Consider the following 23,784-nt stretch of genomic DNA (forward strand, 5'->3'; position numbering starts at 1 on the left):
TTGAAACCGGATACGTTACTCTTAGTAAAAAGTAGCGGATAAAACTATCCCGCTACTTTTATTTTAGAGCTATTTTTATTCTTTTTTAGGCTTGCGAGCCCCTTTGTTCTTATTTGGTTTCTTTTTGTGTTTTTTCTTTTTATCCAGTCCAATAGGTTGTTCAGTTTGAACATCACCTGTTGTTGCGGATAACAGATTGGGTGCTTTTGATTTTTTAGGTGATTCTTTTTTCTCTTTTGTTTTTACTTTTTTGGCTTTACTTTTTTGCTTGGTTTTTGTTTCTAGCGCAGTAGATTCTTCAATTTCTGGACGTTCTGTAACCAGTGCTCCCGCATAAAGATACAACGGTGTAATCGTGATTTCTAATGCTGAGATGATTTTTTTGAATTCACGGCGTTCACGATCATTAACCAGTGTTAAGACAGTTCCGGTTTGTCCCATACGCGCGGTTCTGCCTGAGCGGTGAATGTAGCTTTCTTTACTCATTGGTAAATCGTATTGAATCACATAAGGCAATCCTCTGATATCTAAGCCTCGTGAGGCTACATCAGTCGTTAACAGCAAGTCAACTTTTCCATCTCTGAATTGTTGCAAAGCGTGTTGTCTTTCTGTTTTGTACTTTTCTGCATGCAAAACAGCAACTGAAATACCTTCGTATTGCAACTTTTCAAAAGCTTGCGTAAGATTGGCAACGTTGTTCACAAAAACCAATGCCTTAAAGCCTTCCATTCGTGTTAAACGACGAATGATTTCGATACGTTTTCGAGTTGGTGTTTCGATATATGCGTGCAAAACTTTGCCTTTAGACTCATCTTCTTCGGTTACGTCAATCCATTCCGGATCCACATTAAACCATTTAGCTAAATCTTCCATCAGTTCATTGCTTGTTGCGGAGAAAAAGCCCATTTGGCGCTCTCCTGGAATTTTGCTCATCAATTGGCGAACGGTTTTTAATTGTTCTTGTTCCAGTAGTTGATCAGCCTCATCTAAGATAACTGTTTTTACTTTGTGTAGTTTCAGTTTTTTAGTTTCTGCAATTTCAAGAATTCGTCCGGTTGTTCCGACAATGATCTCAGGTTTCTTTTTTAACTGATCAATTTGTCTGACTTTATTGGCACCACCAATAATCGTTTGGACTTCTAAACCCAATTGGCTGCTCCATTCTTTTACAACAGAAGCTACTTGAACAGCTAATTCTTGTGAAGGCGTCAATATCAGTAATTGAACACCCGCTTTAGGTTCAATTTGTTCTAAAGAAGGCAACGTATAGGCAACCGTTTTACCTGTCCCAGTAGGCGATATTCCAACCACATCACGGCCAGCTTTCATTAAGTCATAGACGCTATTTTGGATAGCTGATGGTGTCGTGTAGTCTAATTCTGCCCAGTATTTTTGTAACTCTGGTGCTATTTTTTCATTCATCATTATCATTTCCTCGTTTCTTTATCCCCGCTCTTATACATCGCGTCACTGCTTATCATACCAAAAAAACCGCTAAAGCTAAAGTCGCTCAACGGTTTTTTGATAAATAAAAAAGACCTTGCCTGACTTAACGAGAAGAACTAATGGCTCTACCTCATACAACAAGTCTTGCAAAATCTTTTTAATCGATTTATTTTTCTTGGTCAGCTTCGTAAACAATCCCTGCATCCTTACGCAAAGACGTTAATAGACGATTAACTTGGCGACTTAACTCTTGCCAATCCGCGTAATTTTTTAACGATTCGTTGTCTGTAGGATTGTTGATGACTTCAGCAAAAGCCTTGGCTTCTTCCATCATTGGCGCTTGGCTAATCGGTTGTGAAAGGGTTTCTTTCAAACTCGTTTTGCGGTCAACTCGTTCGAGACACGCAATATCTGAGATACCATCTAATAAGAGAGTTTCATCTAGACCATAGATTTCAGATGGCAAGTAAGAATTAGCAATTTTTCCAGTTTGAATGGTCACATCAAACGTATCGTAACGTAAAATAACCGTTCCTTTACCATCTACACCTGTTGCTATTTTCGTGCAGAAATACTGACTTGATTTTGGTACACCAAACCATGATAATGCCGCATAAAGAGGATAAACACCTAAATCTGCTAATGCACCACCTGAGAATTTTAATGAAAAAATATTTGGCTCTTGGCCAGCTAAGACTTGATCGTAACGAGAAGAATACTTCATGTACGTTAAGTTAGCCCCTTGAATGTGTGCTATTTTTTGAATTTCTTTTTTAACAAGCTTAAAGTTTTCTTCGTGAATGTGACGTGCCGCTTCAAATAAGAACACATTATTTTCCTTTGCTACTGCTACAGCTGCTTGCCATTCTCTCGGATTAGAAAACATCGGCTTTTCAACAATCACGTGCTTGCCTGCTTTCATTAGCGCCATTGCTTGTTCAAAATGCAAGCTATTAGGTGAAGCAACGTAAATAACATCTAAGTCTGGATGAGTTGCAAATGCCGTTAAGTCTGTTTCAAAAACAGTTGCTTGATAAGGTTCACCAAATGCTTTAGCCTTTTCAACAGTTCTTGAGTAAACGCCAGTCATTTCATATAATCCTGTTTTGATTGCACCATCAATAAATTGATTGGTAATCCAATTTGTTCCAATAATTCCTAAACGTAATGTCATCGCTCGTCTCCTCCAAGTAGATTAAGAACATCTCTTTATTTTTTTCGACTTCTCTTTGACTTTATCATAACAAACTTCAATCCATTTAGAAAGGCTGTTCCTCTTACTGACTTTTATTTAGACTTAAACAACTCATCGTTTTTATCTATTCTTGCCTTATTTTCGTTTTCTTTTTATAAAAAACTGAATAAGAATAAGGTCAATTTAAAAAGAAAGAAGACTAGCACAAAACTAGTCTTCTTTCTTCGAGTGGCATTAGCCATTGAATTTTCTGCGATTTTTACGCTCTAGCGTTCCTGGTATATTGTCTCTTAACCGTTGTTTTTTGCCTTGCTTCATGTCCAAATCATTTAAAAAGTCCATATCTTCATTATCTAAAAAGAAATCAAAAATGTCTCCATTTTCTTTGATTCTTTCTTTATGACTCGATTTTGGAATTGGGATGGTTCCTCTTTGAACGGCCCAACGCAAAGCAATTTGCTCTGGTGTCTTGTTGTGCTTCTTAGCTAGTGTCATCGTTCTATTTTCTTTACTGATGTTGCCTTTTTTAATCGGACTGTAAGCCATAGAAACGATATTTTCACTGTTGCAATAATCGTTGGTATCTTGACCACTATGACCTGGATACATTTCAAATTGATTGATTGCTGGTCTCACTTTGACTTCTTCTAATAACGTGGCTAGATTTTTATGGTTAAAGTTACAGACGCCGATTGAACGGGCACGTCCTGATTCATAAATAGATTCTAAAGCACGCCACGTATCTAAGTTCACAGCATCATCTTTATCTGGCCAATGAATTAATAATAAGTCAACGTATTGTTGGTTTAATCGATTTAAACTTTGATCAAATGACTGAATGGCATTGTCAAATCCCATATCTGTTTTCCATATTTTCGTTGTAACAAACATCTCATCACGTGAAATTCCTGCGTTAATCGCACGATTGATGCCTTTTCCGACGTCTTCTTCATTGTCATAAAAAGAAGCCGTATCAATCAAACGATACCCATTAGTGATGGCATAAAATACAGCATCTTCTGCTTCTATTCCCATCATTCCACTTGTTCCCAAACCAATTCCTGGAATGGTATAACCATTATTTAGCGGTGTTCTGTCTAATAAGCTTTCGACCATAATGATCACTCTCCTCTTTGTTTCTATCTTTAGTTTAACGAACTATAGGTGAAAACTCAAAAGAAACCCCTTACAAAATAAAGAAAAGCCAAAAAACCTGTTTCTTTTTTAAACAGGTTCTTTCTTAGAGTGAGTAGTTGTAGCAGATTAATCTAATATGACTACGACTATTTCAGGGCGATTGTTCACACGAAAAGGAAAGGTTGAATTTCCAATCCCTCGGCTAACAATCATTCTGTTACCTGGCATATCTGGGTAGTAATAAACGCCATCTGTGTATTTAGGCAAGCGTCCTTGTCCAGGAGAAAAAAGCCCTCCGATAAACGGCAACCTAATTTGTCCACCATGCGCATGTCCACTTAAAATCAAATCAGGTGCACGGGTTAAATCCATTAAATAATCTTCGAATAATTCTGGATGATGCGCTAAGAGAATTCTAGACTGATTTTGCATTTCTTTAGTCAATGTAATGCTTTTAAGAATCGGTCTTGGCGCACTATCAAAGTCTTCTTTTTCAGATAAGCCCATCAAAAAAAAGCCCTCTTCTTCAAATGGAATCCATTCGGCTTCATCAATTAAAACTCTTACTTTGGCTGTTGTTAAAGTATCTTCCCATTCTTTTAAGTATCCCCCATTTGCATCATGGTTTCCACTCACTGCATAGGTTGGCGCAATGTGGACGAGTGACTGAGCTAAGTTTTGTAACGTCTCTCTTGGAAATCCACCCCTTACGTCAATGAGATCACCCGTTAAAACAATCAAATCGGGTTTTTCTGCCGCTACTTTTTTTACAAGCTGCAGCAAAGATACACCTTGTCTAGGAATATGAATATCCGAAAGCTGAACAATTTTTTTGCCTCTGAGTCCTTTACCAGATTTTGGCAATTTAATATGGAACTGTTTCACTTGAAGCCATTTATTTTGGCTAAGCAAATAGAGTCCCAATAAACTAATTAATCCTATTATCATAAACACACTAGTCCATTTCGACATAAAAATTCCTCCACTTATTAAACTGTTTCCTTTTTTTATTCAACTAATTTTTTTCATTATGAGTGATAGCTTGTTGTTATATTTTACCATAAATTCAAATAGAAAGCGGTTTTATTGGTTTTCTGCTATACTAAAAAGAAAAGAGGTGATGACAAATGGATAAAAAAGAGACCCCATCCTTACTTGATACCGCTTCGTTAAAAACGTACATCAATGACGAAAACCTAAACGAATTGCCAAAAGAAGAACTTGGTGAAAAACTTAGAGAAGAATCTAAGCCAAAGGACTTCCAACCTTTTAAAGATCCAGCACAATTAAACAGACTAAAAAAAGAGACACCAACTGAAGATAAAAATTAATAGCTTACTAAACTATCTGTACTTAAACGATAAACGTACAGATAGTTTTTAATTAAATTTATTTACATACAAAAGATTCAGCTATTTACTCAGTTTTTGAGAGTCTATTTGGTATCTGTTTATTTTTATCCGTCTTATTTTTTTCTATTTTTAAAAATAGACTGACTTCTTTTTCCAGTTGATTAGCGGTTAAATTTGACCGAATCAGACGGAGAGTCTTTGAAGTCTGGTAAGCGTTCATCACGCCAAATAGCAATCTTTCATTGGTCGATTTCTTTTTCTTATAAGCATAGATAATTCCTGCACAACCGGCTTCATTTAATCCCCAGTTGTACCGTTTACTTGCATTGTCCTTATTTATATAGTGGTAACTCTTTTTTTTATCGGTTTTGAGGATAACTTGTTCGTCATTCTTGGTTACAGCCACACTTTTCAAACCAAATTCCAACCATTTTAGAGCGACTTCTTCCATTTCTTCTTTTGTATGAACAGGCCGTTCAAAAAAGGCTGCTGATTCATCGTATTTTACGATAAATAAATCGACACCTTCCAGATTAGCTGGTAAATTTTTCATTTTTGGCGCGCTCACTGAAATTAAAATAAGCGGAATCTGATTAGCCAGTTTAAAAGAAATTAAAAATTCTAAGGTTTCTTTGGGAAGATTCAAATCCGCTACTAAGTATTCAGCTTCTTTCAATAAAGCCAGATGTTTATTTAGCCACTCTGGAGTCATGTATTGATAAATAGCCATATCGGTCAGACTAAATTCAATCGCCCCTTTTGGATTTAATACTTCAACAAATACACCTGTTAACTCATCTTCAATCGTATCAACTTGAGATATATCCATAAACTGTTCAGAATGTTCTTTGATGGATTGCCAATAAGAATCATTTCCGACAACAGAGAGCAAGGTTGACTCAATTCCTAGACGTCCTAAGTTTTCTGCAACATTTCGAGCACAGCCTCCAACTGAAAAACGTTCTTTCACATCATTGGTTATTCTCATAGTCAATGGCTCATTCAATAGATAACGCCTATCTATATTTGCAGCTCCAATACAAACGACGGGTTTTTTTTCAGCTAAAACGTACGCTTTTCCAATGAGGTAGTCTTTTTTTATTAATCCTGAAATAAGATTAGCAACCGACGAGCGCGACAAGCCAATCTCATCTGCTAATTGTTGTTGGCTAATATAAGGATTTAGTTTAATAGCGGCTAGAATTTTCTTTTCTTTCTCATTTAACTGCATTGTTTTGCCTCTTTCTCAATAAAAACTTCGTATGTTTAATTAATATAGGCTTCTGTTTTTGTATTTTTTATCGATTAAAAAGAAGAACAGTCTCTTAAACACTTGTGTAAACAAGAGTTTAAAATCTGTCTCTTCTATTTTTCTCCTTTTTTATGCCGTTATTTGTTAAAATAATCCTCTTGTATTGTTCACATCCAAAGTAAATAAGACACCATTTCCTGGTTTTTCTATCTCCATTGCGTGGCTAATTGACGCAACGATTGCATCAGTCGTTTGTGATTCCGTTAAAATTAAAACAATTTCTTTTTCGGGTTCAATATCCATTGAAAATAACTTACTGCTTTCATGGCTTCCTGCTCCTCGACCACTAATGACGGTGCCGCCTTGAGAGCCCGCTGCAACAGCTGCTGCAATAACATCTTCCGCTTCTCCAGAATCAACAATAGTAAAAATAGCTTGGTACATAACTTGATCAACCTTTCTGCTAATTGCATTTTGTGAATAGACACAATTTTTATTGCCTAAAAGATTGGCAATTGGAACGGTAAATACTATTCCTTGATTGCGTTTATCTAAATGCAATAACTTAGTAAACTCTTCTAGCGCACCTTTTACAACTTCTCTATCAGCAGCTAGAATAACGATTTCTTTGCGAACATCGTCTAAACCCAATAACTTAAGAAGGGTATTATTGATTGTACCTTGCCCATAAAAAATAGTGCCACCAGAAATGCCATTTTGTTTGCCTATTTTTACTACTTTACTACCTTTGCCAACATTGACAATGACACACATAATTTCATAATCCATTCCAAGGATACTGCTATTTTTTAATTTCATTTTTTTGGAGTCCACCCTTTCCAGATTTAAACTTAAAGATTAGCCCGACTACTTGTAGTGTAAGGATGGGCATCATCGCTACCATCGCAATCATACCAAAGCCATCCATTAAAACGTCAGCTCCTTCTATTGCCTCAGCTGCTCCTTGAACAAAAGCTAAGATAAATGTTGCTGTCATTGGACCTGAAGCAACACCACCCGCATCAAAAGCCATCCCAACAAACATTTTTGGAATCACATACATCAAGCCGATAGCTAGCATGTATCCTGGTAAAAGCATATGCCAGAGCAATAACTGTGGAATCAAGATGCGAATCATCGATAACAATACTGCTAAACCAACACCTAAAGATAAAGCAAAAAGAATAATTTTCCGTTTAACATAGCCTTGGGTGACATCTTCAATTTGATGCGTTAAAACATATACGGCCGGTTCTGCTAAGATCGTCACCAACCCTAACACAAAAGAAATGAAGAGTAAATAAACCGGACTATCAAGTGATGCAATGGTATAACCAATCACACTACCCACTTCCATAAAGCCAGCATTCACCCCTACTAAAAATAAAACGAGTCCGATAAAAACATAGACAACACCTTTTACTATTTTTGAAAGTTTCTTTTTAGAAAGTTTTAAAAAGAACCATTGGTAACCCATAAAAATAGCTAAAATTGGAAATAAAGCTAGAAAAATTTCTTTTGAAATCGTCGGAATGGTTGTCAGAAAAGCTTGAAGAATAGACGTTGTCGCATTGGCGTTAACATCTAACATTCCTTGGATGTTTTTTTCTCCACCAAAAATGTTCATTATCATCACAGCCATAATCGCACCTGATGAAGCAATCCCTACTAATCCAAAACTGTCTTCTTTAGAGGTTTTTCCAGCTTTTTTTAAAGACGAAATACCTAAGGCGAGCGCTAACATGAACGGAACGGTTAGTGCTCCGGTTGTAGCACCTGACGCATCAAACGCAATCGACAAGAATTCATTGGATGTAAACAAGGATAAAATAAAAATAACAAGATAAATACCTGTCAATAGTTTGTATAAAGGAAAGTTAAATACAATTCTAAGTAACCCAATTGTTACCATGAACGCGACTCCTAGTGAAACGTTTAATAAAATACTCGTACTCGAAATTACTCCACCTGTTACTTCAGCAATTTGATTGCCTAAGATATGTAAATCAGGTTCTGCTATTGAGATAAAAAATCCAAGTGCTAAGCCCGCAATGATAACGACCCATATTTTGTTGCTTTTTGCTACTCCTTTACCTAGTTGAGAGCCGATTGGTGTGATTCCAATATCTGTTCCCAATAGGAAAATGGCTAACCCCACAACAATACATAAGGCTCCTAATAAAAACTTGATCAATAAGTTTGTTTCCAAAGGCGCGATGGTCAAATGCAAAAGAAAGACAATAACAACAATGGGTAAAACAGCTAATAATACTTCTTTAAACTTCTCGGTTAAACGATTCAAATGACATACAATCCCTTTCTTTTTACTTTTCACCTGTTACTCTTTTTTGATAGTTAACTAAATATGAACTGCGTTTTTTACTAATGTGACTTATTTAAGTATAATTTAACTGATCTTCACTTATTTACTCTTTTCCTCTTACTGATCTTCCTTTATAGTGTACCATATTCACTCATTTAACTGACTAAAAACGCCTTTTATACTCTACTAAAAGAATCGATATACTAAACATAAAAAAATAAGCTTGATTTTCAATTACGAAAATCAAGCTTAGTGCGTTACTAAAAAAGGAACACTCTTATTCTTTTTGCTCTTTTTCTACTTTTGTTTCTATTTTTTCAAGTTGACGTTTCGCGAAGTCGCGACCACCGATACCAAATGAAAGAGCAAAAGCAACTGAAAGTCCTCCAAGAATTAACAAGAATGCATAGTTAACGATACTTGTAGCGAACTTCAATTGATCTAGTCCCATGAAGACAGCCATCACAATTAAGATATACTTGATGATGTTACCTGACATACGACTCCCCGTCGTTTGAGTAATAAAGTTACCCAACAATGATCCACCAATTAAACCAATTCCTAAAATAATCAAGGCACTTAACACAAGTGGCAAGTAAGCAATGACTGCTGTTCCAATCGTATTTAATACGTCTAAGTTTAAAACATTCAACGCTTCAACGACAAAGAATACAATTAAAACAACTTGGATAATTTGACCAACTACTTTAGCTAAGTCAAATGATGACGTTAGTGAACCAGGAGTTTTAAGGTATTTGTTTAATTTATTGATTCCTGTTCCTTGTAACAAGCCAGAGATTAAATCTCCAACAAATTTAGCTAAGACAATGCCTACACCGATTAAAATAACGGCTACGATAACGTTTGGAATGGCTGCTAATACTTGATTTAGTACCATAATGATTGGTTCTGAAATACTTTTTATGTTTAATGTTTCAAGTGCTACGGTAATAATAGGCACAAGAATAATGATATAAACAATGTTTGCTAATACTTTAGCAATCGTCATTTTTTGTGAAGTAGAAGGTGTTGCATTATCAGCAACTTCTTCTGAGCTCGTCATTTTAGCAATCCATTTATCGATATTTAGAGTAATCAATAGATTGTAAACCAAGTTTTTAACAAAACGTCCAATGAAAATTCCAAAGGCTAAAATAACTGCTGCCGCAAATACGTTTGGTATAAAGGATAGTACTGAATCAAACATATTTGTAATTGGTGATGCGATTGCATTCAACCCTAACATACTTAAGATACCTGGGATAAAGATTAACCATATTAAGTAATAAAGTACTTTACTAATCGAATCGATTGTATTATCCGCTTGTTCGTTCGTATTCGTTAACCCCCATTTTGTTAATAAGCGATTAAACCCTACTGCTTTCAATCCTTTTTGCGATCCCTTACGTAATGCTATGGCAATAATCCAAGCTAATAGTACTAGTGCAAGTGCTCCTAATAATGTAGGTAAAAAACCCATAAATGAATTAAATCCTGTACTAATTGAATTTGTAAAGTTATTCATATCTAATTCCTCCTTTTTTTTATATTTTGTGAACTCTTTATGTCATTTAGTATACCTTATTTCTAAACGTTTTTAAAACAATAACCCTTGTTTGAGCTCTTTTCTTTTGTTTTTCCTTAGATATACTGTACTATTTAATGAAGAAAAAGAATTGTTGTTTTTTATTCTATCTATTTATAGGGAGCTTAAGGAACAAGGCATTGACTTAGCATCAAGAGATTGCTATCTTTGTTAATGAAACTCTTTTTAGAGTAAGCTGCTTTTAATAGAGTAGTAAGAAAAAAGTTTAGAAAGAAGGAAAGATATGCCTCAAAAAAATAAACTCGAAACAGATAAAATTTCTTCCTTATTGATAGAATTTTCAATTCCAGCTGTTATCGGAATGTTCGTTAACGCCGTCTACAACATTGTAGACCGAATCTTCATTGGGAATGCACCTGAGCTTGGTTCATTGGGCCTAGCAGCTGCTTCTATCACCTACCCTGTTACTTTAGTCATGATTGCCTTTGGTCTATTGGTTGGAGTGGGTGGAGCCACTCGCTTTTCTATCAGTCTAGGTAAAAAAGAGACAACCAAAGCGCAACATTATTTAGGAAACGGTATTAGCTTAGCTATTATTGCCGGTTTATCCTTTACTATTATCGGAAATATCTTTTTGGAACCGATTTTAAGAAACATCGGGGCTAGTGATGCCGTTTTACCTTTTGCTTCTGAGTACCTTAGTATCATTTTATTCGGTGGAGTCTTCCAGTCTCTAGCGATGACAATGAATAACTTTGCTAGAGCGGATGGAAATCCACGTATTTCGATGGTTAGTATGATGATTGGTGCTGGTTTTAACATTGTCTTTGACTATATCCTCATCATGCAGTTAGGTTGGGGTATGAAAGGGGCAGCTTATGCGACAATCGGTGGTCAATTCTTATCTGTCGTATGGCAATTAGCTTACTTTACTGGCAAACGCAGCAATGTTCGCTTAACTTTAGCGAATATGAAGTTAAAATTCACCTATGTAAAAGAAATTCTAACTACCGGTATTCCAGCTTTCTTGCTTCAAATTGCGAATAGTATCTTAAATATTATTATTAACGCAACATTGGTTAAGTATGGTGGTGACGTAGCTATCTCGGTAGCTGGTATCATCACGAGTGCAACCACACTAGTGATTATGATGATTTCTGGTATTATTCAAGGATTGCAACCGATTATTAGTTACAATACTGGAGCAGGTCGTGTTGACCGAGTCAAGCAAGCCCTTAAACTGGCTAGTATCGCTGCTTTTGCTATTACAACTACCGGATTCTTAGGCATTCAACTTTTTCCAGAGTTTGTTGTGAGTTTGTTTAATCAAGAAACAGAAGTCGTCTCTTTAGGTGTTAAAGCCATTCGTATTTGGACACTTGGTTTCCCATTAGTTGGCCTTCAAATTGTTTGGTCTAACTATTTCCAAGCTATCGGAGAAGTTCGCTTAGCTAGTTTCTTAAATCTTGCTCGTCAACTCATTTTCCTTACGCCACTTCTATTGATTTTTTCTTCCCTATTTGGCTTATATGGCGTATATGCTGCCGTTCCTGTAGCGGACGTTATCGCATTTTTTGTTTCATTCTATTTTATCAACAAAAAATTGCCTCGTTCAAGAAAAAAACTACTTTAATTGGATAACTAATCAAAATAATTTAAGGTTTCATTGAATAATTAAGTTGTGTGTATTATCATTAAGACGCTAGCTAAAGAGATTCGTTCAAAAAAATGAAAACGATAGTGAGGGGAAAAATGATGTATAAAATGCTTGCTCTTGATGTCAATGGTACCTTATTAACCGATCAGAAAGAATTAACACCTGAAGTCATTAACGCGATTAGAAAAGCTCACCAAGCCGGTGTAAAAGTTGTTCTTTGTACTGAACGTTCTTATGATGGTGTGGTTAAAATTGCTCACGATATAGGAAATCAATTTATTGATTATGCTGTTTGCTTTAATGGTGCACTGGTGAAAGATGCTCGAACACATACGACACTTTCACGGGTAAATCTGACAAAAGAAGATTTGTCTTATTTGTACCTATTAAGCGAACGTGCTGGCTGTTCTGTTCATTTTGATGATGAGCACTCCATCTACACACCCAATCAACACATTGGCAAATATACCATACAAGAAGCTTATTTTAACAATGCACCTTTGTATTACCGCAATGTTTACGATCTTCCTGAAAACTTCGTGCCCTCAAAAGCGATTTTTAGTGAAGAGAAATTTAAATTAGATCACTTTATTAAACAACTGCCAAAAGAATTCTTTTCAAGGTTTCATGCCGCCAAAAGTGGTCCAAACTTTTTTGAGATTTTAAATAGTACAGCAAGCAAAGGCAATGCACTTCATTCTTTATGCGAACGTCTAGATATTGACCAACAAGATGTTCTCGCTATTGGCGATCAAGAAAACGACTTATCTATGCTTCGTTTTGCAGGTAAACGCATTGCGATGGGCAATGCTGATAAGTCTGTACTCGAGCTTGCCGATGAGGCAACTGGAACAAACAATGAAAATGGTGTTGCAACAGCTATTGAAAAATATCTGTTAACAAAATAAAACAATAAAAAACCTTTATAAAAACTACTCTAACTATGAGTACTTTCTTATAAAGGTTTTTTTATGAAAGTCAAAAAAAGAAAGCGCTACATACTATCAGTCAAACTGAGTTATCTAGGGCATTCTTTTTCTGTGTTCAAGAGTTTAATAGGATTCTTCAATCATTAGTAACATTTTTTTAAAATTGCGTTTTTTAACATACCCTAAAATAATTCCTAAAGCAGCGTCATTCATTTTTTGAAGAAATCCATAAGACTCCATTGTTTCTTTATAGCGTACTTCACATTTCTTGTCATCAAGTACTGTGATATCGTATTGAACGACGTAATCATTTGCAGTTGTTGAGGTGCGATAATGATACGTTTTATTTTTTTCAACTTTTTCTATTTCAATTTTAGCGCTACTATTTTTAGAAAATGTTTTAATGTAACTAAAATTTTTTAATTGATCATGAGACAATTGTTTTCCTGTTTGTTCACGTATATCAAATAAAACAGATTTCATCACATTATCATAGAAAAATTCAGCAGGTATATTTAATTTTTTTATAATTTCCACTATTTTTCCACCTCTTCTTTTGCCTTTTCTTTTTTCGTACCTTTATAGGCTAGTACTCCACCAAAAATAATCATAAATAAAGCTGTTGTTAAGTTTAACATATCGTATTCAAACGTTTCACGGCTAACACTAAACATTAAAATTAACATACCAATACTGGCTAAAAATAAACCGTTCTTTATCATTTTATCATACCTCTCTTATTTAACAGGAATAACTTGGAAATACAATACTGATCCCCATGATTCTGCCTTAATTGCTGCTTTTGCTAATTTAGCCGCTTTATCTAAATCTGCTTCAGTTGTATTGAAATAAAGTTTAATGCCTTTTTTTTCTTTAAATGTAAAAGAAATACCTTCTTCTTGATATGCTTCTAATAAGGCAATTGCTTTATCTTGTTGCATAGGTAATGTTAATTCAATCATCTTTTCCACCTTCTCTTTCAAGATTATTTAAATGACAAAAAGTTACTTCTACTCTAATTTTTTAAAGTAGAAGCAACCATTTTCAGTTTTAGTAAGGACTAATCTTTTTCTGGTGCGCCTAATGAAGGATCCATTTTGTTTGCAGCAATAACAAACGGTGCCCAGATTGCAAACGTTGCTAGCATACCAATCAATGTTACGACAGGTGCGCGCCAGTCTGCTCCAGTTGCTAAGAATGATAACAATAGAGGTGGTGTAACCCATACGATTTGTTGTGAAACGGGGTTAACCAAATCTAGTGCTGTTGCGAAGTATCCAATAGAAACAGATACTAAAGGTGCAAGGATAAACGGAATAAACATAATCGCATTTAGTACGATTGGTAAGCCAAACATGATAGGCTCATTGATATTAAAAATACCAGGTCCTAATGATAAGTTAGCTACTGCACGGTAATCCGCACGTTTAGAGAACAATAGAATGGCAATGATTAAAATAATTGTTCCACCTGAACCACCGAACCATGAGTAAGCGTCGAATGAACCACGTACCCAATTATAACCTTCAGCTTTTACTAATTCAACTCCACCTTGTTGGAAAAGGTTAACGTTTTCAAGTTGAGCAACTCCGAAAACACCTTCCAAGATTGGAGCCAATACGTTGGGACCATGAATTCCAAAGAACCAAAATATTTGAACGAATAGCGTTACTAAAATAACAGCACCAAAACCTTGAGAGACACCTAATAAAGGTTTAGCAATTGTTTCTTGTAACCATGCTAAGAAAGTCATGTTTGGAACTATTTTTGCAAATAACCAATAGAAAATAGCAACAACATATAGAGCAACTGTAGCAGGAATAATCGCTGCAAAAGCTTTAGCTACTGCTGGTGGAACTGAGTCTGGTAATTTGATTGTTATGTTTCTTAACATTAATTGAGCGAAGATCATTGTAGCAACAAAACCAATAATCATTGCAGTAAAGAAGAAGTTACTATCTAAGTTGTTTAGTGGCAACCAACCCCATCCACCAACGGATAGACCTGTTTCTGTTGCAGTCCAACCACTTGTAGCAGAACCAGCATTAATTGTTTCCATTACATCAGCAGGTACAGCTGTTTCTAATGCACTAGAGAATGCAAAAGTAATTCCACTAATTGAAGCAGCTAGAGATACAATCCCACCAGCTAAATCATTTACACCATAAGCACGTGCAAGGTTATAACCCCATGAAAAGGCGAAAATAACTCCGGCAATAGCTAATGTTCCGTTCCACACATACCCGTTAATTGTAATAATTTCACTTACAACAGGAATGCTATAAGCATCATATCCATCGAAAAATTGTGGCGGTAAATCACGTAATATCGCGTTGATCATAACCGCAACAGATCCAGCCATTGTAGCGGGCATCGTTCCGATAAAAGCATCACGAAGTGCAACTAAGTGTTTCTGCGCACCAATTCTAGCAGCGATTGGGAGAATATGTTTCTCCAGCCAAGCAGTTAAAGCGTTCATATTTAAATCCTCCTAAAATAGTATCTGTCTTTTATTAATAAATTAGAGCATATTATTTTGAAAAAAATTAGTTCATTATTTTTTAAATGCAAACTTGAATTTTTGCCATGGCTTAATTAAATCTAGTAAGAAGACTTCTTCTTCCACAACACATCCAACTACATTTGTTCTACCCGAATTTTCCATTGGCAAACGTGCAACTTGCAATTCACCTGCATAACGAGCATAGAGAGAACTTTCGATTAAGATATCTCCTTTTTTGATCGCTGGTGTATTAAATGCTGGGAAGTCATGTCCACTATATTTCACTCGACTTTGTGTTGAACGAATAACGTAATCTGACACATCACCACGGTTATAGTGAGGTTCTTCTAACACAATTTTCCGCTCTGTTTCGGGACTTTCTTTAACTAGTTCACAATTAAGAATCAGTTGATATGGATCTATTTCGCTCAAGGCTTTTAGTTCTTCCTCGGATGCAAAAGCGTTTCCAATAATAACGTCATCAATTAGTTCAGTTGCCCACAAATGTTTGGCTTGGGTCACAATAGGCAATTCGCGGTGCATCTCTAGTGTACAAAGTCCTTCGCTTACAGGCCATGGTCCAATAGTAGCTGTTTTAGAACTAACAAAAGCAGCGGTTTTAATTCCTTGCTCTTTGTATTGTTTGCTTGTTGCAATAAAATGATCGTAGCCTAAGCCTGTGTATCTATGAGGATAAAAATTATGGCATCCATATAAATTAGACGGATTTGCTTGATAACTTAAAATATTCTCTAAGTATTTGGTTCCATTACTAATGTTCAGTTCTATTTTCAATCCTTGAGGATTAAACGTCATAACTGACTCTTCATTTCCTGTAAACCCATTGTCTAAACGAATTCCATTTGCGCCTATTTCTTTGAAAAAAGATAAATCAGTGTAACTAATTCCTAGTTCTTCAAAAAGCTGTGGGCTCACATCTGCAATGACTTCCATTTTGTTTTCTTTAGCAACTGCGATAATTTCTTTAAATTCTTTAATAACTTTTTCTTTATTTCCTTCTACGGATAGTAAACAAGTAAAGATTCGTTTGAAGTTGTATTTTGAAGCTAATTCAATATACGCCTTTACCTCTTCTACTTCACTATGATTGGGATAAACTGAAATTCCTAATCTTCTCAATTTATTGACTCCTCTCTTTTCTCAGAAAAATAAATTCGAAAGCGGATTCATTTCAATGGTATTAAACTAGCAAAAATGAACAGTTTACTCATATAGATCTTTTATTAAACGAAAGATCATTTATTTTGTTCTCTTGCTCCCTTCTTTAGGATAGATAGTTTCTTTGTGTTATCCATCTTAATTAAATTAATTAACTAAGCTGTTAATTAGTATTTTATAGACTGTTGGTTCATTTGTCAACACAATAATTAAAAAGTTTTTAAAAAAATAAAACGAGAGAGATTTGCTTTTAGAAAAAGGCTTCATCTCTATCGTTTTTAAAAAATTTCTGATAATAATAAGGCTACTGCACCTAGTATTGTTGCATTTTTTCCTAGCATCGATACTTCAATATTCGTATTTTTCCTTGCTTTTTCAGTCAATGCACGCTCTTGAATCGTACGATGGATAGTTGGCATCAAAAATTCTTCACTATTTAAGACCCCACCTCCTAAGACAATTTTGTTAGGATTTAGCATATGTATCAAGTTTACTACGCCAATACCGATCAATTGTCCAGTTTCTTCCAAAATAGCAAGGTAATCTTGTTTATTTTCTTTTGCATATAAATAGACATCTTCAGCTGTTAATCCCTCTGGAGCGTCTTTTATTTGTTCTTTCGCTCGGTTAACAATGGCATCACCCGTGACAAATGTCTCAAAACAGCCTCTGTTGCCGCAGCTACATAACCTACCATTCAAATCCATGACCATATGCCCCATTTCACCTGCAATATCTTGTGCACCATAATACAGTCGGCCTTTGTCTACTATACCCGAACCGACGCCTCTTCCAATATTAATGGCTACTAGGCTATCTACTTCTTCATGATCTCCAAACCAATATTCCCCTAATGCCATCGTTCTTGAATTATTTTCTACCATGACCATCACATTAAATTCTTTTTCAAGTTCTTCTTTAATCGGAATATCTCGTAAGCCTGAGTTAGACGAATAAAGAGAAACACCTGCTGAAACATCTACTACACCATGCATAGCAACGCCTATACCCACTATCTTCTTCTTATCATCAATTCCTGAAAAGATTGTTCGAGCGACTTCTTTTAGCGTTTGTAAAAAATATTCTTTGCTAATATGAGGCAATATTTTTATTTCTGTTTCAGATAGAATTGTTCCTACTAAGTCAGTAGCAACGCCTTTAATCACATTTGAACCAGCATCTATCCCAATAATATAGTGTCCGTTTCGCTTAATTAAAAGCATAGTCGGTTTTCTACCGCCTCTAGATTCACCAAGGATACTTTCTTCAACTAAGTTTTCAGCAATCAGTTCCTTAACGATACTGCTAACAGTAGGAGGCGTTATCCCTGTCTCTTGTGCAATTTTAGCACGTGACAACGGTTCGCATAAGCGTATTTTATTTAGTATTGTTGATTTATTAACAGATTTCATTAGTTGAAATGTTCCACGCTTCATAAGTTAGCTCCTGTCTAGTTTAATATGGTTGTTTTTAGTATAGCATTATTAATTAAATTAATTAAGTATTCTTTTCAATTTATATCCTTATTTATTATTTATTTTCTTATCCAGAGATTTTCTTTCTTATTTTCGTTTCATTTTCTTGGTTTATCAAACGAATGCTTGAAGAAGCGATTAAGTAACTTCTTTACTCTTTTTCTAATAGTCCCATTAAAACCTTGTCAATCACTAGTTGGCGAATTTCGACTCTTTATCTGGTTAATTTTAATTAAACCTATGCTTTAAACTTATCTATCCTAAAGGAATGAAGTGCTTCATTTAGTCTGATTATTGAAGATAGGTGACTTTTTTTTCTTCTATACTATTTTTTGCAATACAAATAAACAAAGGAACTTTTTTAACTAACCAAATTGGTCTACTGATTTTCTTAGTTTATCTAGCTCTTTTAGTAAAAAACTGATTGTTTTCAGTTTTAATCCTATTTTCTCTCATTATCTTATCATTAATTTGAACAAGGTTCTTTCTTTTTGACTCAGGTTCTTTCTTTTTATTGCATTTTCCATTGAATAGAAAGGACACCTTACTTGAAGAGAGCCTCAATTAAACTAGTTGTTTTCTTTGCTAAAATTGGCTAATCTGTATGAGCAATAAGTAGTAAGATAAGCCCATCATATAGTCACCAAATCTAGTAAAGAAGATGATTTTGACTTATATTTGATGATTTCATTAAACGTGACTAATTTCCTACAATTGTTTGTTTCCGTAACATCTAGGCATTGATGAGCACCTTTTAGAATATATTTTACCTTTTAGTTCATTCTAGCAAATCTATTAAACCATCGTACGAAGAGTCTGATCACCTGCACAAAAGATGATTTAGTGCTTAAAGAACAAGGCTCTTTCTCTTTTAACTAATAGTAGTTGGTGTACTAACTAATCAAAAAAACTCAAACTAGCTATAAATAACTACTAGTTTGAGTTTTATTTAATTACTCTTTTTAGATAGTAACACAAAAGAAACAGATTAGTCTTCAGTGTGGTCTACTATTTCAATACCGGCAGAAGTTGTTTCATCTTTGTAATGCGTCTTTTCTGCTTTCAAATACAAGTCTATTTTTACGGCGCCACCCAATTCTTCTTTTATCACTTTTTGCATGCCAGATACAGTCGGAGCGATTAGTTCTCCTGGATTGGTTATTTCAGCTTTAATTTTTAGTTTGGCTTTTTTATTTTCTAGACGAATCGTGACTTGTCTTCCATCTATTTTATCGATTGTACATTTATCTCCGTGGTAAGTAGCAAAGCGGTATTCTTTATTGTCTACAACTAAATTACAAATAAAGCCTTGAAAAGCGGTTTTCATAAAAGGGATATGGGCTTCTGAAAAAAATAAACTTGTTTCATTATTTTCAAAATGATTTGATTGAATCCAAACATATTCACGTGGAAAAGACGTACCCCAGTCTCTTTCGATGTAACCTTTCCCTGCCGAAAAATCAATTTTTTCTTTATTAACAGTAAACGAACCTTTTAGAGAGTGATTCATACTTACAATCCCATGAAAGCACTGCATCAGCGGAAAGTACGCAAAGAAGCCCATAATAGTTGGTGTCAAAATAGTCTGTTCTATCGGAGTAAACTTACCAAACTCAACTGTTCCGTTTAGCGTTACTTGTTCGTTTTTTAAATCCACTTTTACTTTTGATTGTGTGAAAATATTAGGTCCGATTTTTAGTTGAAAAGGCTCCTCTTGGTAATCAAAAGCACTTAGTGGATACCGTATATAACCTGTTTCTGTTCTTTTTTTACCTTCTTCTTGGCTTGTCATAATGTATTGCACAAAACTATGTGAATCTGCTTCACTGAGACTAATTCCCGGAATTAAACTGATAATTTGTTTCCCATCATTTGAAACTTGTTTGTAATACCATCCTTCAAAGTATGGTTTCTTGTTCAGATTACCTTGAAATAAAATGGCATTTGCTCGTTTCTTATTCATATATACATGAACTCCTTTTATTTGATCACTTTAAATAGAAAATAAACTAGTAAGGCTAGAAATTTCTTATTTATTTCAACAAACGATTCATCTCATTTTACCTGCTTTTTGATTGTTTTGGAATCGTTCAGACTCGATTAGCCCGAATTATATCCTAGCCTTTCTACTTTTTACTAACTAGAACTTCATTTTTGTTTGGTTAGAGTACATTGTTCTCTATTCTACTAATTAATTCCTCTACTTTTTCTTTAATTGTATTTCTTGTTTGTTTAAATTCTTCGATTGACCCACCTGAAGGGTCGTCCAATCCCCAATCTTCTCTATGTTTGCTCGGAACATTTGGGCACTCTACATTGCAACCCATGGTTATTAAAATATCCAACTCTCTTGGGATATCCGATAATAATTTAGGCTTGTGGCTGCTCATATTTACTCCAGCTTCTTCCATTACTTTTACTGCCAAAGGTTTTACTTCAGGATAATTTTCTGTCCCTGCTGAATAGGCTTCTATAACATTATTTCCTAATTTTTTTGCCCATCCTTCTGCCATTTGTGATCGACATGAATTGTGTACGCAAATAAAGGCTACTGTTTTTTTCATCTACTCTTCCTCTCATATTTAGTTTTTTTCACTTGTCCGTTTGACTCAGTTTTCTATAAAGATAAGTGCCTTCTACTCTAACTGTTTAAAAAATACTAGATTGAGAGCTGTTATTTAGAGAAAACGGACAAGTTTCAGATAATTATCAAGTCAGTTGGCTATAACAGATTCGTATTGGACAACTGAAAGTTGATTTTCTGTTCAGTTGTCTGATTGGTTGGAAAAATAGACTAGTTGGCTCGGTTTTGTTTTTCACTTGTCCGTTTTTAACTCGTTTTTCTGTAAAGATGAGTACCTTTTACTCTAACTGTTTAAAAAATACTAGATTGAGAGCTCTTGTTTAGAGAAAACGGACAAGTTTCGGATAATTATCAAGTCAGTTGTCTAAAACAGATTCGGATTGGACCAGTGATGGTTGAATTTCTATTCAGTTGTCTGATTGGTTGGAAAAATAGACTAGTTAGCTCGGTTTTGTTTTTCACTTGGCCGTTTTACTCATTTTTCTGTAAAGATGAGTACCTTTTACTCTAACTGTTAAAAAAATACTAGATTGAGAGCTCTTGTTTAGAGAAAACAGACAAGTTTCAGATAATTATCAAGTCAGTTGTCTAAAACAGATTCGGATTGAACCAGTGATGGTTGAATTTCTATTCAGCTGTCTGATTGGTTGGAAAAATAGACTAGTTAGCTCGGTTTTGTTTTTCACTTGGCCGTTTTACTCATTTTTCTGTAAAGATGAGTACCTTCTACTCTAACTGTTAAAAAAATACTAGATTGAGAGCTCTTGTTTAGATAAAACGGACAAGTTTCGGATAATTATCAAGTCAGTTGTCTAAAACAGGCTCGGATTGGACCAGTGGTGGTTGAATTTCTATTCAGTTGCCCGATTGGTTATAAAAATAGACTAATTGGCTCGGTTTTGTCTTTCACTTGTCCGTTTTTGACTCGTTTTTCTGTGAAGATAAGTACCTTCTACTCTAACTGTTAAAAAAATACTAGATTAAGAGCTCTTGTTTAGAGAAAACGGACAAGTTAAGGATAATTATCAAGTCAGTTGTCTAAAACAGACTCGGGTTGGACCAGTGGTGGTTGAATTTCTATTCAGTTGTCTGGTTGGTTGGAAAAATAGACTAGTTGGCTCGGTTTTGTTTTTCATTTGTCCGTTTTCGACTCTATTCTGCTCATGAATCTTATTATTAGCAGGTAATTTCGATTCGGTTACCGTCTGGATCTAAGATGACACTTTCAAAGTAGCCATCACCGGTTGTTCTTGGTTCTCCAACAATGTGATACCCATCTTTTCTCAACTGATTTGTCAGCCTCGTTACTTCAGATTTTGTCCCAACGCTCATTGCTAGATGAGCATAACCCAAGTACTCCTGGTTTTGTTGTTCAACGGGGAGAATGTTTTTTTTATGCATGATTTCAAGTCTTGCGCCCTCTTTGAAGGTCAAGAAATAAGATGTAAAACCCGTTTTGTTATTTTGGTATCGATCAGTTGCTACTGCACTAAAATACGTTGCATAAAAAGCTTTTAATTTTTCTATATCTGGTGACCATATTGCTACGTGTTCTATTTTCATTATCATTTTCCTCTCAAATTTAGTTGCCTATTGGGTTCTATTTTAAATCCAGTATAACAAAAAAAAGCAGCTAAGACACTTGTCTCAACTGCTTTTGATTTAGCTTTTTATGCTACTGGAGGTGTTCCTTCAGCGTTTGATACAACTGCATCAATTTGTACTAAAGCGTCGCCTGTCAAAGCAGATACACCCACTACTGTACGAGCAGGAGTGCCCTCAGGGAAGAAGGTTGTGTAAGCTTCGTTTACAGCATCAACATCTGCAATATTTTTAAGGAATACATTTACTTTAACAACGTCAGCCATTTTATGGTCAACACTTTCAATAATTTCCTTGATGTTCTTCAAGCACTGTGCAGCTTGCTCTTTTACGCCACCAACTGCCATTTCGCCTGTTTTTGAATCAATAGGCAATTGAGCAGAGATGTGGTTGTAGTGAGAAAAGGCTACTGTTTGTGTAGATAAAGGACTGATTGGAGCATTTTTTGTGTTGTTTGCTTCAATGATTAGACCGTGTCTATCTTCAACAAGTTGTGGTGGAGTACCGTCTCCGTGTGAGACTACCGCTTCAATTTGTACTAAAGCATCCATTGGTAATGCTGTTGCTGCAATAACTGTACGTGCAGGAACATAAGCCACTGCTCTAGCGATAGCTGAGTCTGGGAAGAATGTTGTATAGACTTCGTTTACAGCATCGATATCTGAGAAGTTTTTAAGGAAGATATTGATTTTAACGATATCGTCAAAAGGAACATCAATACTCTCTAAAATAGCTTTGATATTTTTTAATGCTTGAGCAGCTTGCTCTTTTACGCCACCAGTTACTAATCTACCAGATTTAGGGTCAATTGGTAATTGAGTTGATAAGTTGTTGTAATGAGAAAAGGCAACAGCTTGTGTAGATAATGCGCTCATTGGTGCACTAGGTGTATTGTTTGTTAATTTAATCAAGTCGCCTGATTGTGGTGCATCAGGAATCGTACCTTCACCATGTGAAAGAAGCACATCAACTTGTACTAAAGCATCCATTTGTAAAGCTGCAACTGCAACTACTGTACGTGTAGGAAGATAGTTTGTGAAAACTGTTTTGTAGACTTCGTCAATAGCGTCAACATCTTTGATATTTTTAACATAGATGGTTACTTTAACAATATCATTCATGATATGGTCGATGCTGTTTACAACAGTTTTAATATTTTTAAAACATTGTTCAGCTTGCTCTTTTACACCGCCAACTACTAATTCGCCTGTTTTTGGATCGATAGGCAATTGAGCTGAAAAGTTATTGTAGTGAGAGTACGCTACCGTTTGTGAATAAGGTCCAATATTTTTTGGAGCATCTTCTGTATTTCTTCCTAATACTGCATTATAATTAGTCATTTTTTTATCCCCTTTTAGCTTTTTTATTATTTGTGCTGTAACTTAATTTATAGACTCGTGCTATCAAGGCTTGGTGCCTCGTTTTGTTCTGAACTTGTCTTATCAACTATCTAAGCGTTTACACAACTACAAGTATAACAAGATTCGTTTGCTTTGACTACCATTTATTGTGAAAATTTAGAGCTGCTTTTTATCTTTAACGTTACTTTTCTCTTTAAAAAATTCTTTCATTCTTTAATAGTGGAAATAAAATAAAGATAACGG

Annotated in this window: 21 protein-coding genes; 3 read left to right on the forward strand and 18 right to left on the reverse strand. The window is 35.1% G+C overall.

The features are described 5' to 3' along the window. Positions 1-75 precede the first annotated feature (75 nt). The 4 genes from ACMHYH_RS06875 to ACMHYH_RS06890 form a co-directional block, all read right to left on the reverse strand. Positions 76-1,422, reverse strand: coding sequence for a DEAD/DEAH box helicase (locus ACMHYH_RS06875; protein ID WP_414838671.1), 1,347 nt, complete (start codon positions 1,420-1,422; stop codon positions 76-78). 190 nt (positions 1,423-1,612) lie between these two features. After that, positions 1,613-2,620, reverse strand: coding sequence for a Gfo/Idh/MocA family protein (locus tag ACMHYH_RS06880; protein WP_414838672.1), 1,008 nt, complete (start codon positions 2,618-2,620; stop codon positions 1,613-1,615). 255 nt (positions 2,621-2,875) lie between these two features. Beyond that, positions 2,876-3,757: an aldo/keto reductase gene (locus ACMHYH_RS06885; RefSeq protein WP_414838673.1), complete on the reverse strand. Its 882-nt coding sequence runs from the start codon at positions 3,755-3,757 to the stop codon at positions 2,876-2,878. Positions 3,758-3,904: 147 nt separating this feature from the next. Then, positions 3,905-4,750: a metallophosphoesterase gene (locus ACMHYH_RS06890; protein ID WP_414838674.1), complete on the reverse strand. Its 846-nt coding sequence runs from the start codon at positions 4,748-4,750 to the stop codon at positions 3,905-3,907. A gap of 155 nt (positions 4,751-4,905) precedes the next feature. Between ACMHYH_RS06890 and ACMHYH_RS06895 the strand changes: the two genes are divergently transcribed. Then, positions 4,906-5,109, forward strand: coding sequence for a hypothetical protein (locus tag ACMHYH_RS06895; protein WP_414838675.1), 204 nt, complete (start codon positions 4,906-4,908; stop codon positions 5,107-5,109). 85 nt (positions 5,110-5,194) lie between these two features. On the opposite strand, the gene ACMHYH_RS06900 is transcribed toward ACMHYH_RS06895, so the two are convergent. From ACMHYH_RS06900 to ACMHYH_RS06915, 4 genes are all read right to left on the reverse strand, one after another. Beyond that, complete coding sequence (locus tag ACMHYH_RS06900) at positions 5,195-6,361, reverse strand: carbohydrate kinase (protein ID WP_414838676.1); 1,167 nt, start codon at positions 6,359-6,361, stop codon at positions 5,195-5,197. Between the two features lie 165 nt (positions 6,362-6,526). Further along, the gene (locus ACMHYH_RS06905) at positions 6,527-7,201 is read right to left on the reverse strand and encodes a P-II family nitrogen regulator (protein WP_414838677.1); all 675 of its coding nucleotides are present in this window, start codon (positions 7,199-7,201) and stop codon (positions 6,527-6,529) included. Next, positions 7,185-8,717: a DUF1538 domain-containing protein gene (locus ACMHYH_RS06910; RefSeq protein WP_414838678.1), complete on the reverse strand. Its 1,533-nt coding sequence runs from the start codon at positions 8,715-8,717 to the stop codon at positions 7,185-7,187. The genes ACMHYH_RS06905 and ACMHYH_RS06910 overlap by 17 nt, the downstream gene beginning before the upstream one ends. A 265-nt stretch (positions 8,718-8,982) precedes the next feature. Continuing rightward, entirely contained in the window at positions 8,983-10,230 is a 1,248-nt protein-coding gene (locus tag ACMHYH_RS06915) for a mechanosensitive ion channel (RefSeq protein WP_414838679.1), read from the reverse strand. A gap of 304 nt (positions 10,231-10,534) precedes the next feature. Between ACMHYH_RS06915 and ACMHYH_RS06920 the strand changes: the two genes are divergently transcribed. Both ACMHYH_RS06920 and ACMHYH_RS06925 read left to right on the forward strand, forming a co-directional pair. After that, on the forward strand, positions 10,535-11,884 hold the full coding sequence (locus tag ACMHYH_RS06920; RefSeq protein ID WP_414838680.1) for an MATE family efflux transporter: 1,350 nt from the start codon (positions 10,535-10,537) through the stop codon (positions 11,882-11,884). A gap of 119 nt (positions 11,885-12,003) precedes the next feature. Beyond that, positions 12,004-12,816: a Cof-type HAD-IIB family hydrolase gene (locus ACMHYH_RS06925; RefSeq protein ID WP_414838681.1), complete on the forward strand. Its 813-nt coding sequence runs from the start codon at positions 12,004-12,006 to the stop codon at positions 12,814-12,816. 144 nt (positions 12,817-12,960) lie between these two features. Here ACMHYH_RS06925 and ACMHYH_RS06930 read toward each other — a convergent pair whose 3' ends face one another. From ACMHYH_RS06930 to ACMHYH_RS06975, 10 genes are all read right to left on the reverse strand, one after another. Next, a complete protein-coding gene (locus ACMHYH_RS06930) occupies positions 12,961-13,374 on the reverse strand; it encodes a DUF3284 domain-containing protein (protein ID WP_414838682.1) in 414 nt (137 codons plus the stop codon). Beyond that, complete coding sequence (locus tag ACMHYH_RS06935; RefSeq protein ID WP_414838683.1) at positions 13,374-13,559, reverse strand: DUF3188 domain-containing protein; 186 nt, start codon at positions 13,557-13,559, stop codon at positions 13,374-13,376. Before ACMHYH_RS06935 ends, ACMHYH_RS06930 begins: the two co-directional genes overlap by 1 nt. Before the next feature lie 15 nt (positions 13,560-13,574). Then, positions 13,575-13,799 (reverse strand): hypothetical protein, encoded by a 225-nt coding sequence (locus tag ACMHYH_RS06940; protein WP_414838684.1) that lies wholly within the window; start codon positions 13,797-13,799, stop codon positions 13,575-13,577. A 98-nt stretch (positions 13,800-13,897) separates the two neighbouring features. Beyond that, positions 13,898-15,316 (reverse strand): PTS sugar transporter subunit IIC, encoded by a 1,419-nt coding sequence (locus tag ACMHYH_RS06945; RefSeq protein WP_414838685.1) that lies wholly within the window; start codon positions 15,314-15,316, stop codon positions 13,898-13,900. Positions 15,317-15,391: 75 nt separating this feature from the next. Next, positions 15,392-16,480 carry a DUF871 domain-containing protein gene (locus ACMHYH_RS06950; protein WP_414838686.1) on the reverse strand — a complete coding sequence of 363 codons (1,089 nt, stop codon included), beginning with the start codon at positions 16,478-16,480 and terminating at the stop codon, positions 15,392-15,394. A gap of 317 nt (positions 16,481-16,797) precedes the next feature. Continuing rightward, entirely contained in the window at positions 16,798-17,955 is a 1,158-nt protein-coding gene (locus tag ACMHYH_RS06955) for an ROK family transcriptional regulator (protein ID WP_414838687.1), read from the reverse strand. A 1,027-nt stretch (positions 17,956-18,982) separates the two neighbouring features. Beyond that, the gene (locus tag ACMHYH_RS06960) at positions 18,983-19,957 is read right to left on the reverse strand and encodes a tocopherol cyclase family protein (protein WP_414838688.1); all 975 of its coding nucleotides are present in this window, start codon (positions 19,955-19,957) and stop codon (positions 18,983-18,985) included. Positions 19,958-20,156: 199 nt separating this feature from the next. Then, positions 20,157-20,558 (reverse strand): arsenate reductase ArsC, encoded by a 402-nt coding sequence (locus ACMHYH_RS06965; protein ID WP_414838689.1) that lies wholly within the window; start codon positions 20,556-20,558, stop codon positions 20,157-20,159. A 1,196-nt stretch (positions 20,559-21,754) separates the two neighbouring features. Beyond that, the gene (locus tag ACMHYH_RS06970; protein ID WP_414838690.1) at positions 21,755-22,141 is read right to left on the reverse strand and encodes a VOC family protein; all 387 of its coding nucleotides are present in this window, start codon (positions 22,139-22,141) and stop codon (positions 21,755-21,757) included. A 107-nt stretch (positions 22,142-22,248) separates the two neighbouring features. Continuing rightward, positions 22,249-23,520, reverse strand: a complete 1,272-nt coding sequence (locus ACMHYH_RS06975) for a RidA family protein (RefSeq protein ID WP_414838691.1) — start codon at positions 23,518-23,520, stop codon at positions 22,249-22,251. Between the last annotated feature and the right edge of the window lie 264 nt (positions 23,521-23,784).

The sequence above is a fragment of the Carnobacterium sp. TMP28 genome, from assembly GCF_047553015.1.
In the GTDB taxonomy this organism is placed as follows: domain Bacteria; phylum Bacillota; class Bacilli; order Lactobacillales; family Carnobacteriaceae; genus Carnobacterium_A.